Here is an 11,900-nt window from a genome sequence, read left to right as displayed (position 1 = left end):
TATGGCTTGTCAGACGACGGATGAAGCAAGAGAGAAGCTCGCCCGGGGGCGATGCTATTGTAGATTGACTCTTGTTCCCTTCGCAGGTTTTAACCTGATCAGGTTCCGCGGATCCCGAATTAACGGTCTCAGCCTTTTCCACTCATGCTGCTGTGGAAAATAAGCACTCCGACAAGAAGTAACCTCAATAAAGAGGTAATGAATGTAAACTACGCGTTAATGCCGCAAATCTCAAGCATGACGTTTGAGAGTGCTACTCTCGTGCATTGCGTCAAATACCAGCATGATCAGCTTATCTTCCAGCACGAATCGGGCTTCTAGCGCTTCGCCGAGATCCGATAAAACCTGTTGAAATTCAAGGAAGTTATCATGATCAATCGCAGTTTCCAGGCTGGAGTCATAGTAGTCCATGATCAGCTGCGTATTGGCTTCCAGCAGCGGCCAAATTTTTGTGGCTTTTAAAAGCTGCCCGTTCCCTTCCAATTTATGGAGAATACGTTCATAAATACTGAAGTGTCCGGTGGAGAGGTAATCGACCAGGCTCTGACAAAAATCATCCAGCGCCTTTTCATTGAGTCGCATGTACGATTCTTTGCCAGGCTTAATGCCAACCAGATTGTAGTAAGCCACGAGCAGGTGCTTACGTACATGTAGCCAGCGATCAACCAGTTTATTACTTCCTCCGACGTGCTCCGTCAGGCTTTCCAGCTGGTTTAGCATGATTGACTCCGCAAGATGGTGTTTAGGAACTGCTCACCCGTAAATGTAAAAATAATGTAAACAACATGCCTGTGAAGCAAAGGTTGCGCAAGAGATATGGATCGTATAATTGAAAAATTAGATAGCGGCTGGTGGATCGTCAGTCATGAGCAAAAGTTATGGTTACCTCATGGCGAGCTACCTTATGGCGACGCAGCCCGTTTTGATCTGATTGGTCAGCGCGCGCTGCCAATAGGCGAGTGGGAAGGGGAAACTGTCTGGCTGGTACAGCAGCAGCGTCGACACGATATGGGGTCGGTGCGCCAGGTCATTGACCAGGATGTGGGCCTGTTTCAACTGGCCGGACGCGGCGTACAGCTGGCGGAGTTCTATCGCTCGCATAAATTCTGCGGCTACTGCGGCCATCCCATGCACCCGAGTAAAACAGAGTGGGCGATGCTCTGTAGCCACTGCCGTGAACGTTATTACCCGCAAATTGCCCCGTGCATAATCGTCGCTATTCGCCGAGATGATTCCATCCTGCTTGCCCAACATGTTCGCCATCGTAACGGCGTGCATACCGTACTGGCGGGTTTTGTCGAAGTGGGTGAGACCCTGGAACAGGCGGTGGCGCGTGAAGTCATGGAAGAAAGCGGCATCAAGGTGAAAAACCTGCGCTATGTCACTTCTCAGCCATGGCCGTTCCCGCAGTCTTTGATGACCGCATTTATGGCGGAGTATGATAGCGGCGAAATCGTCATCGACCCGAAAGAGCTGCTGGAAGCGAACTGGTATCGCTATGACGACTTACCGCTCTTACCCCCGCCGGGTACTGTCGCGCGTCGATTGATTGAAGACACTGTGGCAATGTGTCGGGCTGAGTACGAGTAAAGAGCGAGTGGTGATACACTGATGGACTGACGCAATAAGGAACTGCAAAAATGACCGAACTGAAGAACGATCGTTATCTGCGTGCGCTGCTGCGCCAGCCCGTTGATGTCACTCCGGTATGGATGATGCGCCAGGCAGGCCGCTATCTACCGGAATACAAAGCTACCCGTGCCGAAGCGGGCGATTTTATGGCGCTGTGCAAAAATGCCGAGCTGGCCTGCGAAGTCACGCTGCAGCCGCTGCGTCGCTATAAACTTGATGCCGCGATCCTCTTCTCGGATATCCTGACGATCCCGGATGCGATGGGACTCGGGCTGTATTTTGAAGCAGGAGAAGGCCCACGCTTCACCTCTCCGATTACCAGCAAGGCTGATGTCGACAAACTGCCGATCCCGGACCCGGAAGATGGGCTGGGGTACGTGATGAACGCGGTGCGCACTATCCGTCGTGAACTGAAAGGCGAAGTGCCGCTGATCGGCTTCTCCGGTAGCCCGTGGACGCTGGCGACCTACATGGTTGAAGGCGGCAGCAGCAAAGCCTTCACCGTGATTAAAAAGATGATGTACGCCGACCCTAAAGCGCTGCATCTGCTGCTTGATAAGCTGGCGAAGAGCGTCACGCTGTACCTGAACGCGCAGATCAAAGCGGGTGCGCAGTCGGTGATGATTTTCGACACCTGGGGTGGCGTGCTGACCGGTCGCGACTATCAGCAGTTTTCTTTGTACTACATGCACAAAATCGTTGATGGCCTGCTGCGCGAGAACGAAGGTCGTCGCGTACCGGTGACCCTGTTTACCAAAGGCGGTGGTCAGTGGCTGGAAGCGATGGCGGAAACCGGCTGTGATGCGTTAGGTCTCGACTGGACCACTGACATTGCCGATGCGCGTCGTCGTGTAGGTCATAAAGTGGCGCTACAGGGAAATATGGATCCGTCCATGCTGTATGCGCCGCCGGCCCGCATCGAAGAAGAGGTGGCGACAATTCTGGCCGGATTTGGTCAGGGTGAAGGGCATGTCTTTAACCTGGGCCACGGCATTCATCAGGACGTCCCGCCAGAACATGCGGGTGTCTTTGTGGAGGCGGTACATCGGTTGTCCGAACAGTACCACCGCTAAGGAGTCATCATGGATCTCGCGTCATTACGCGCGCAGCAGCTTGAACTGGCTTCTTCAGTGATCCGCGAGGATCGTCTGAAGAACGATCCGCCGGATCTGATCGGCGGGGCGGACGTTGGGTTTGAGCAGGGTGGTGAAGTGACGCGAGCCGCAATAGTCTTACTGAAGTATCCCACGCTTGAACTGGTCGAATACAAGGTGGCGCGTATCGCCACCACCATGCCCTACATACCCGGATTTCTCTCCTTTCGTGAAACTCCCGCGCTGATGGCCGCCTGGCAACTGCTCTCGTACAAGCCAGATCTGCTGTTCGTTGACGGTCATGGCATTTCTCACCCGCGTCGTCTGGGCGTGGCCAGCCATTTTGGCCTGCTGGTGGACGTGCCAACGATTGGTGTGGCGAAAAAACGATTGTGCGGCAAGTTTGAACCGCTCGCTGCTGAACCTGGTGCGCTAGCGCCGTTGCTGGATAAAGGCGAACAACTGGCATGGGTCTGGCGCAGCAAAGCGCGCTGTAACCCGTTGTTTATTTCTACGGGCCACCGCGTGAGTATGGACAGCGCACTAGCATGGGTTCAACGCTGTATGAACGGCTATCGTTTGCCGGAACCCACACGCTGGGCAGATGCAGTGGCATCCGAACGCCCGGCTTTTACTCGGCTTGCAGCAAAAACGCCCCATATCGGGTAAACTGCGGCTAATTTCCGTATTTGAGAACTCATCATGTTACAAAATCCGATTCACCTGCGTCTGGAGAAGCTGGAAAGCTGGCAGCACGTCACGTTTATGGCTTGTCTGTGCGAACGCATGTACCCAAACTACGCCATGTTCTGCAAGCAAACTGAATTTGGCGATGGACAGATTTACCGCCGAATTCTGGATCTGATTTGGGAAGCGCTGACGGTTAAAGACGCGAAAATCAATTTCGACAGCCAGCTGGAAAAGTTTGAAGAGGCCATTCCTTCTGCAGACGATTACGATCTGTACGGTGTTTATCCGGCGATTGATGCTTGTGTGGCATTAAGCGAACTGATGCATTCGCGTCTTAGCGGTGAAACGCTGGAGCATGCAATCGAAGTGAGTAAGGCTTCGATTACGACGGTTGCGATGCTGGAAATGACTCAGGCTGGTCGCGAAATGACCGATGAAGAGCTCAAAGAAAACCCTGCCGTTGAGCAAGAATGGGATATTCAGTGGGAAATTTTCCGACTTTTAGCCGACTGTGAAGAACGCGATATTGAGCTGATAAAAGGGCTGCGTGCAGACCTGCGCGAGGCTGGCGAGAGCAATATTGGTATAAATTTTCAGCAATGACACCACAAAACGTGATTTAACGCCTGATTTGTCGTGCCTGAAGGCTTCCCATCCGCCCCCGGTCTGGTCTACATTTGGGGGGCGAAAAAAAGTGGCTATCGGTGCGTGTATGCAGGAGAGTGCTTTTCTGGCATTTCCGTCGCACTCGATGCTTAGCAAGCGATAAACACATTGTAAGGATAACTTATGAACAAGACTCAACTGATTGATGTAATTGCAGACAAAGCAGAACTGTCTAAAACACAGGCTAAAGCTGCTCTGGAATCCACTCTGGCTGCTATTACTGAGTCTCTGAAAGAAGGCGATGCTGTACAACTGGTTGGTTTCGGTACCTTCAAAGTGAACCACCGTGCTGAGCGCACTGGCCGCAACCCGCAGACCGGTAAAGAAATCAAAATCGCCGCAGCTAACGTACCGGCATTTGTTTCTGGTAAAGCACTGAAAGACGCGGTTAAGTAATTCGCGTGGCAGTGAACAGTTTTAACGAAGGGGCGGTTTCGCCCCTTTTGTCCATCTGGCGTCATACGCTTTGGCTTTCAGGTGTTCTGTTACTGTCTGCCTGCGGTAGCCATTCTGAGCTTCCTCCTTTCACGGCCAGCGGCTATGTTGGCGATCAGGGGGCGGTACGCATTTGGCGTAAAGACTCCGGTGACGATGTTCACTTGCTCTCGGTATTTAGTCCGTGGCGTAAAGGCGAAACTACTACCAGTGAATACCGCTGGCAGGGTGATTCGCTCTCTCTGATAGAACTCAACGTTTACAGTAAACCGGCTGAACATGTCCGTATACGCTTCGATGACCGGGGCGAACTGAGCTTCATGCAGCGTGAAGTCGACGGGCAAAAGCAGCAGCTTTCCAGCGATCAAATCGCGCTTTACCGCTATCGTGCCGATCAAATTCGTCAGACCAGCGATGCGCTGCGTCAGGGACGGGTGATATTGCGTCAGGGACGTTGGCATGCGGATAACACAGTCACAACCTGTGAAGGTGAAACGCTGAAGCCAGACCTGGAATCGTGGGCGATAAACCATATCGAGCGCCGCCAGAGACATTCATCCGTAGAGGTGAGTGTGGCATGGCTGGAAGCGCCCGAAGGGTCGCAGCTACTGCTGGTCGCCAATGAAGATTTTTGTCACTGGCAGCCTACAGCCAAAACTTTCTGAAAACCTGAATACAGGAAATCAGCAGGCCTGATTCGTATAGCGTCATCAGGCATTAAGTCTTTTACCAGTGACCCATTCCCATATGGCCGCCGCTGCGATGGTTACCGCCACCGCCGCATCCGCCGTAGCCCATTCCCGCGCCACGTGGCACGCCAGCCTGCGCCATTGCGACATCACGTTTAACGCGCTGCTCGTCCAGAGACTGATTCAACGCTTCCATCTCTTTTGCAACGGCGTTAATTTTTGCCGTGTCCGGCGAGCTGGCCGTTAATAGTGCATTGTACTCATAACGTTTGGATGTCAGCTGTTGGCGCAACGCGCTGGTCTGGGAATAATAATCATCATAGATTTTCTGTGCAGCAGCCTGCTGCTCAGCGGTCATTGGCGTACCACCCCGTTGCTGCATTCCATCACCATATCCCCAGTGATTCTGTGCCAGTACTGGGGTGGAGCCAAGTGCGATAAGAGAAAGTGCAATCAGTGCCAGTTTGTTGTTCCGTTTCATCGTTCGTTCTCCTGTTGGTTAGCTTACATTTCCTTTTGCATCTTCCGTGCCAAAGCGGCAATCCCAGTCCTGCGGGCGTTGTACCCGCCGTCTTTGCAGGGAAACGAGTAAAAATGACTCGCCAGAACGCGCCAGCGAGTCATTTTTACCCGTTACTTTCAGCTGTTTGTGTCTGAGGGCAGGGTTATCAGGGGGAAAAAATGGCATGATTTCTGCTGTATACCTGCAACGATGAAAGGAACAGGCGGGGTGAAGGGAGAGCGTATGCGTCTTTATAAGGATACGGTGGCAAAGTGGTTGAGCCGACTCTTGCTGGCGGCAATCCTGGTTTTGGTCGGCTGGTTTTCGATTATGACCATTCGGGACTATGGGCGGGAAAGTGGCGCCGCGCGGCAAACGCTACTGGAAAAAGGCAGCGTGCTCATTCGCGCTCTGGAGTCTGGTACGCGTGTAGGCATGGGGATGCGCATGCATCATGCACAACAGCAGACGCTACTGGAGGAAATGGCTGTACAGCCTGGCGTGCTATGGTTTGCTGTCGTCGATGAGCATGGTGTCATTATTACCCACAGCAATTCCGCGATGGTCGGTAAAACGCTCTATTCATCGGATGTCCTGCGACAGCTTAGTCCTGGGGAGCAAGAAAGCTGGCGGAATATTGAAATTCCAGCGAGGGATGGTGAAAAAACGCCAGCACTGGAAATTTATCGCCAGTTTCAGCCGATGTATGGTCCAGGACGCCACGGCATGGCGCGCTGTGCCAGCAATGACGGGCAGCTTATCTCCCCAGCACAAACCATATTTATCGCCTTTGATGCCAGCGATCTGACAGCGACTCAGGCAAGGGAGTGGCGTAACACACTGATAGTCCTGTCTGCGCTGGCGGCTGTGTTGCTGGCCACCGTGCTGACGTTCTTCTGGTATCAGCGCTATCAGCGCTCGTACAAAGAACTCCAGGATGCGATGAAGCGTAAAGAAAAACTGTTAGCGCTCGGTCATCTTGCGGCTGGGGTGGCACATGAAATTCGTAACCCGCTTTCATCGATCAAAGGGTTAGCGAAGTATTTTGCCGAGCGAACCCCGGCAGGAGGCGAGTCGCATGAGCTGGCACAGGTGATGGCGAAAGAGGCGGATCGTTTAAATCGGGTGGTGAGCGAGTTGCTGGAGCTGGTGAAACCTGCACATCTGACGCTGCAACAGGTGGATCTCAATGAGGTTATCACCCACTCATTACACCTGGTGAGTCAGGATGCGGCAAGCCGGGAAATCCAGCTCTGCTTTTCGGCCAATTGTACGCTGCCCGCTATCCAGGCCGATCCCGACCGACTGACTCAGGTTTTGTTGAATCTGTATCTGAACGCCATTCATGCGATTGGTCGTCAGGGCACGATTACGGTTGAAGCGAATGAAAGCAGCGGCGAACGCGTTAAAATTGTGGTTACCGATACTGGGAAGGGGATTGCGGCGGAACAGCTGGAGGCCATTTTTACGCCTTACTATACGACCAAAGCTGACGGAACCGGCCTCGGGCTGGCGGTAGTGCAGAACATTATCGAACAGCACGGTGGCACCATTCAGGTGGCAAGCGTTGAGGGCAAAGGCGCGACCTTTACCCTTTGGCTGCCGACCAAAGCGAAACAACAGGATTAACAAGGATGACGCGCGGAAAAATCAATATTCTGGTGGTAGATGACGATATCAGCCACTGCACCATTTTACAGGCGCTGCTGCGCGGCTGGGGTTATGAGGTCGCGCTGGCCTATAGCGGGCGAGCGGCGCTGGAACAGGTGCGCGAACGCGTATTTGATTTAGTGCTGTGTGATGTACGCATGGCGGAGATGGACGGCATCGCAACGCTGAAAGAGATTAAAGCGCTGAATCCGGCGATTCCGGTCTTGATCATGACGGCGTTCTCCAGCGTGGAGACCGCCGTTGAGGCGCTTAAAACCGGGGCGCTGGACTACTTAATCAAGCCGCTGGATTTTGACCGTCTGCAGGAGACGCTGGAAAAGGCGCTGGCGCATACGCGGGAAACGGGCACTGAACTGCCATCAGCGTCGGCTGCGCAGTTTGGCATGATTGGCAGCAGTCCGGTGATGCAGAAGTTGCTCAATGAAATCGCGATGGTTGCGCCCTCGGATGCCACGGTGCTCATTCACGGAGACTCCGGCACGGGTAAAGAGTTGGTAGCCCGGGCGCTGCATGCCAGCAGCGCCCGTCGCGATAAACAGCTGGTGACGCTCAACTGCGCGGCGCTTAATGAATCGCTGCTGGAGTCCGAACTTTTTGGTCACGAGAAAGGGGCGTTTACCGGGGCGGATAAACGGCGGGAAGGGCGCTTTGTGGAAGCCGATGGCGGCACGTTATTTCTTGATGAAATCGGTGATATTTCACCGCTGATGCAGGTGCGCCTGCTGCGGGCTATCCAGGAGCGAGAAGTGCAGCGCGTTGGTAGCAATCAGACTATTGCGGTTGATGTCCGGCTGATCGCCGCTACGCATCGCGATCTAGCGGAAGAAGTCAGCGCCGGGCGCTTTCGTCAGGATCTCTATTATCGCCTGAACGTCGTCACCATTGAAATGCCAGCGCTGTGCCAGCGCCGGGAAGATATTCCGCTGCTAGCCGAACATTTTCTCCAGCGTTTTGCCGCGCGTAACCGTAAAGCGGTGAAAGGCTTTACTCCGCAGGCGATGGATCTGCTGATCCACTACGACTGGCCGGGCAATATTCGTGAACTGGAAAATGCGATTGAGCGCTCGGTGGTGCTGCTGACGGGGGAATATATTTCCGAACGCGAGCTGCCGATGGCGATTGCCGCGACGCCGATAAAAACGGAATTCAGTGGCGAGATCCAACCGCTGGTGGATGTCGAAAAAGAGGTGATTCTGGCGGCGCTGGAAAAAACGGGCGGCAATAAAACGGAAGCCGCCCGTCAGTTAGGCATTACGCGTAAAACGCTGCTGGCGAAAATTTCGCGTTAGCGTTGCTCGCGTTCAATGGCGCGCCAGCCGATGTCGTTACGGCTGAAGCTGCCATCCCAGCGGATGTCGGTCATCAGGGCGTAAGCGCGTTTCTGCGCTTCAGCCACAGTATGACCCAGGGCGGTGGCGCACAGCACGCGACCGCCGCTGGTCAGCACGCGATCGTCTTCGGCGAGTTTAGTGCCTGCATGGAACACTTTTCCGTCTTCTACTTCTTCCAGCGGCAGACCGTGGATCTCATCTCCGGTGTTGTAGTTGCCCGGATAACCTCCGGCAGCAATAACGACACCCAGCGAGGCGCGCTCGTCCCACTCGGAGGTTTTCTCATCCAGCTTGCCGTCGCAGGCAGCCAGGCAAAGCTCCACCAGGTCCGATTTCATGCGTAGCATGATCGGCTGGGTTTCCGGATCGCCGAAGCGGCAGTTGAACTCGATAACCTTCGGATTGCCCTGTTTGTCGATCATCAGACCCGCGTACAGGAAACCGGTGTAGGTATTCCCTTCCGCCGCCATACCTTTTACGGTTGGCCAAATAATGCGTTCCATGGTGCGCTGATGCACTTCATCAGTTACCACCGGCGCTGGTGAGTAAGCACCCATACCGCCGGTGTTCGGGCCAGTGTCGCCGTTGCCTACGCGTTTGTGGTCCTGGCTGGTGGCCATCGGCAGCACGTGCTCGCCGTCGACCATTACGATAAAGCTCGCTTCTTCGCCGTCGAGGAACTCTTCGATAACGATACGGTGGCCCGCATCGCCAAAAGCGTTACCTGCCAGCATGTCATGAACGGCGGCTTCAGCTTCTTCCAGCGTCATCGCCACGATAACGCCTTTACCGGCGGCCAGACCGTCGGCTTTGATGACGATCGGCGCGCCTTTCTCACGCAGATAGGCCAACGCTGGCTCAATCTCAGTGAAGTTCTGATATTCCGCCGTCGGGATCTGGTGACGGGCGAGGAAATCTTTGGTGAAGGCTTTGGAGCCTTCCAGCTGTGCAGCACCTTCGGTTGGCCCGAAGATCTTCAGGCCAGCGGCGCGGAACGCATCGACTACGCCAATCACCAACGGCGCTTCCGGGCCGACGATGGTCAGGTCAATTTTCTCGTTCTGGGCAAAGCTCAGCAGAGCTGGAATATCGGTGACGCTGATAGCCACGTTCTGCAACGCGGGCTCCAGTGCGGTACCGGCGTTACCCGGTGCGACAAAAACGGTATCAACCAGCGGGGACTGTGCGGCTTTCCAGGCCAGGGCGTGCTCGCGCCCGCCGTTGCCAATCACTAATACTTTCATCGTCTGCTCCGTGGATTAATGGCGGAAGTGGCGCATGTCGGTAAAGATCATCGCGATACCGTGTTCATCGGCAGCGGCAATGACTTCGTCATCACGGATAGAACCACCGGGCTGGATAACGCAGCTCACGCCAACGGCGGCGGCAGCATCAATACCATCGCGGAACGGGAAGAAGGCGTCAGAGGCCATTGCAGAGCCTTTCACTTCCAGACCTTCGTCAGCCGCTTTAATCCCAGCGATTTTTGCGGAGTACACGCGGCTCATCTGGCCTGCGCCTATGCCGATAGTCATGTTCTCTTTGGCATAAACAATGGCGTTGGATTTCACGAACTTGGCGACTTTCCAGCAGAACAGTGCATCGCGCAGCTCTTGCTCGGTCGGCTGACGTTTGGACACCACGCGCAGTTCGCCTTCGCTCACCATCCCCAGATCCCTGTCCTGAACCAGCAAACCGCCGTTAACGCGTTTGAAGTCGAGGCCCGGTACACGTTGTGCCCACTGACCGCAGGTCAGAACGCGAACGTTCTGTTTGGCGGCGGTGATTTTCAGTGCGTCTTCGGTTGCGGACGGGGCGATGATCACTTCCACGAACTGACGGGAGATAATTGCCTGCGCGGTTTCGGCATCCAGTTCGCGGTTGAAAGCGATGATGCCGCCGAACGCGGAGGTCGGGTCGGTTTTATAGGCGCGGTCGTAAGCGTCGAGAATAGAGGTACTTACCGCCACGCCGCACGGGTTAGCGTGCTTAACGATCACACAGGCTGGCTCGCTGAACTCTTTCACGCACTCCAGCGCCGCGTCGGTATCTGCGATGTTGTTGTAGGAAAGCGCTTTGCCCTGTACCTGCTGTGCGGTGGCAACGGACGCTTCTTTAACATTCTCTTCTATATAGAAGGCAGCCTGCTGGTGGCTGTTCTCGCCGTAGCGCATATCCTGCTTCTTAATAAAGTTCAGGTTCAGCGTACGCGGGAAACGCCCGGCGGCCTCTTTGCTCTCACCGTGGTAAGCCGGAACCATGCTGCCGAAGTAGTTGGCAATCATGCTGTCGTAGGCGGCGGTGTGTTCGAAGGCTTTAATCGCGAGGTCAAAGCGGGTTTCCAGAGTCAGGGAGCCTTCGTTGACATCCATCTCTTTAATAATGGCGTCGTAGTCGCTGCTCTTCACAACGATCGCTACGTCTTTATGGTTCTTGGCAGCGGAACGCACCATGGTCGGGCCGCCGATATCAATGTTCTCTACCGCATCTTCCAGCGAGCAGCCTTCACGGGCGACGGTCTCGGCGAATGGATACAGGTTTACAACCACCATATCGATAGGGGCGATACCGTGCTGTTCCATAATTCCGTCATCCTGACCGCGACGACCAAGAATGCCGCCGTGGACTTTCGGATGCAGGGTCTTCACGCGTCCATCCATCATTTCCGGGAAGCCGGTGTAATCGGAAACTTCGGTCACTGGCAGACCTTTCTCCGCTAACAGGCGCGCAGTGCCACCTGTAGACAGCAGCTCCACACCACGTGCGGAAAGTGCCTGAGCGAATTCGATGATACCGGCCTTGTCAGAAACACTGAGCAGAGCGCGGCGGACTGGACGACGTTGTTGCATGGTAAATCCCCTGGATTTGACTATTACAGAGAGCGTTAGGTGAATTCTTGGCTAAAAACTCAGCTAACGCCCCTTACGGGGCATCCTTGTTTTGCGGGGGCATTGTAACGAAAACGTTTGCGCAACGCTCGCGAATTTTTAATTTTCGATTTTGACCTCTTCTTTTTCTGTTGAAGGAGGCTGATATAACGAGAGGATCGTAGAAACGATCGTGTGGTTTGTGGATAACTCTGTGTGTAAATGGGTATAAGGCGGGGTTTCGCTGTGGAATGCAGCAGTCAGTCATTTTTCTGTCATTTAAGGGTTGCGGGCCGCAGGAAACTCCCTATAATGCGCCTCCA

At 54.4% G+C, this 11,900-nt stretch carries 13 protein-coding genes and 1 riboswitch; of the genes, 8 read left to right on the top strand and 5 right to left on the bottom strand.

Annotation, left to right across the window (positions count from 1 at the left end; all coding sequences use genetic code 11):
• Nucleotides 1-58: 58 nt before the first annotated feature.
• A riboswitch (TPP riboswitch) is annotated at nucleotides 59-181 on the bottom strand.
• A gap of 50 nt (nucleotides 182-231) precedes the next feature.
• Complete coding sequence (locus tag OGX92_RS08700; RefSeq protein WP_003826892.1) at nucleotides 232-720, bottom strand: Rsd/AlgQ family anti-sigma factor; 489 nt, start codon at nucleotides 718-720, stop codon at nucleotides 232-234.
• Nucleotides 721-816: 96 nt separating this feature from the next.
• Between OGX92_RS08700 and nudC the strand changes: the two genes are divergently transcribed.
• From nudC to OGX92_RS08670, 6 genes are all read left to right on the top strand, one after another.
• The gene (gene nudC / locus OGX92_RS08695) at nucleotides 817-1,590 is read left to right on the top strand and encodes an NAD(+) diphosphatase (protein ID WP_003033074.1); all 774 of its coding nucleotides are present in this window, start codon (nucleotides 817-819) and stop codon (nucleotides 1,588-1,590) included.
• Nucleotides 1,591-1,640: 50 nt separating this feature from the next.
• The gene (hemE, locus tag OGX92_RS08690) at nucleotides 1,641-2,705 is read left to right on the top strand and encodes a uroporphyrinogen decarboxylase (protein ID WP_003826889.1); all 1,065 of its coding nucleotides are present in this window, start codon (nucleotides 1,641-1,643) and stop codon (nucleotides 2,703-2,705) included.
• Nucleotides 2,706-2,714: 9 nt separating this feature from the next.
• Nucleotides 2,715-3,395 (top strand): deoxyribonuclease V, encoded by a 681-nt coding sequence (nfi, locus tag OGX92_RS08685; protein ID WP_063942037.1) that lies wholly within the window; start codon nucleotides 2,715-2,717, stop codon nucleotides 3,393-3,395.
• Nucleotides 3,396-3,428: 33 nt separating this feature from the next.
• Nucleotides 3,429-4,019 (top strand): YjaG family protein, encoded by a 591-nt coding sequence (locus OGX92_RS08680; protein WP_003842015.1) that lies wholly within the window; start codon nucleotides 3,429-3,431, stop codon nucleotides 4,017-4,019.
• 186 nt (nucleotides 4,020-4,205) lie between these two features.
• A complete protein-coding gene (hupA, locus tag OGX92_RS08675; RefSeq protein WP_001044509.1) occupies nucleotides 4,206-4,478 on the top strand; it encodes a nucleoid-associated protein HU-alpha in 273 nt (90 codons plus the stop codon).
• Nucleotides 4,479-4,489: 11 nt separating this feature from the next.
• On the top strand, nucleotides 4,490-5,182 hold the full coding sequence (locus tag OGX92_RS08670) for a DUF1481 domain-containing protein (protein WP_032945667.1): 693 nt from the start codon (nucleotides 4,490-4,492) through the stop codon (nucleotides 5,180-5,182).
• 61 nt (nucleotides 5,183-5,243) lie between these two features.
• On the opposite strand, the gene zraP is transcribed toward OGX92_RS08670, so the two are convergent.
• Nucleotides 5,244-5,687 carry a zinc resistance sensor/chaperone ZraP gene (zraP, locus tag OGX92_RS08665; RefSeq protein ID WP_063942036.1) on the bottom strand — a complete coding sequence of 148 codons (444 nt, stop codon included), beginning with the start codon at nucleotides 5,685-5,687 and terminating at the stop codon, nucleotides 5,244-5,246.
• Between the two features lie 18 nt (nucleotides 5,688-5,705).
• On the bottom strand, nucleotides 5,706-5,894 hold the full coding sequence (locus tag OGX92_RS08660; protein WP_032934137.1) for a hypothetical protein: 189 nt from the start codon (nucleotides 5,892-5,894) through the stop codon (nucleotides 5,706-5,708).
• A gap of 57 nt (nucleotides 5,895-5,951) precedes the next feature.
• Here OGX92_RS08660 and zraS point away from each other — a divergent pair, with 57 nt between their 5' ends.
• Together zraS and zraR are read left to right on the top strand one after the other, a co-directional pair.
• Nucleotides 5,952-7,337, top strand: coding sequence for a two-component system sensor histidine kinase ZraS (gene zraS, locus OGX92_RS08655; RefSeq protein WP_240389568.1), 1,386 nt, complete (start codon nucleotides 5,952-5,954; stop codon nucleotides 7,335-7,337).
• A gap of 5 nt (nucleotides 7,338-7,342) precedes the next feature.
• A complete protein-coding gene (zraR, locus tag OGX92_RS08650) occupies nucleotides 7,343-8,668 on the top strand; it encodes a sigma-54-dependent response regulator transcription factor ZraR (RefSeq protein ID WP_240389567.1) in 1,326 nt (441 codons plus the stop codon).
• On the opposite strand, the gene purD is transcribed toward zraR, so the two are convergent.
• Both purD and purH read right to left on the bottom strand, forming a co-directional pair.
• A complete protein-coding gene (purD, locus tag OGX92_RS08645; RefSeq protein WP_063942033.1) occupies nucleotides 8,665-9,954 on the bottom strand; it encodes a phosphoribosylamine--glycine ligase in 1,290 nt (429 codons plus the stop codon). The two genes, zraR and purD, sit on opposite strands and share 4 nt — an antisense overlap.
• Before the next feature lie 15 nt (nucleotides 9,955-9,969).
• Nucleotides 9,970-11,559 (bottom strand): bifunctional phosphoribosylaminoimidazolecarboxamide formyltransferase/IMP cyclohydrolase, encoded by a 1,590-nt coding sequence (purH, locus tag OGX92_RS08640; RefSeq protein WP_286586441.1) that lies wholly within the window; start codon nucleotides 11,557-11,559, stop codon nucleotides 9,970-9,972.
• Nucleotides 11,560-11,900: the final 341 nt, after the last annotated feature.

Source organism: Citrobacter sp. Cpo089, assembly GCF_030332695.1.
GTDB lineage: Bacteria > Pseudomonadota > Gammaproteobacteria > Enterobacterales > Enterobacteriaceae > Citrobacter > Citrobacter portucalensis.
The sequence above is the reverse complement of the archived record's forward strand: the minus strand, read 5'-3'. Positions and strand labels throughout refer to the sequence as shown.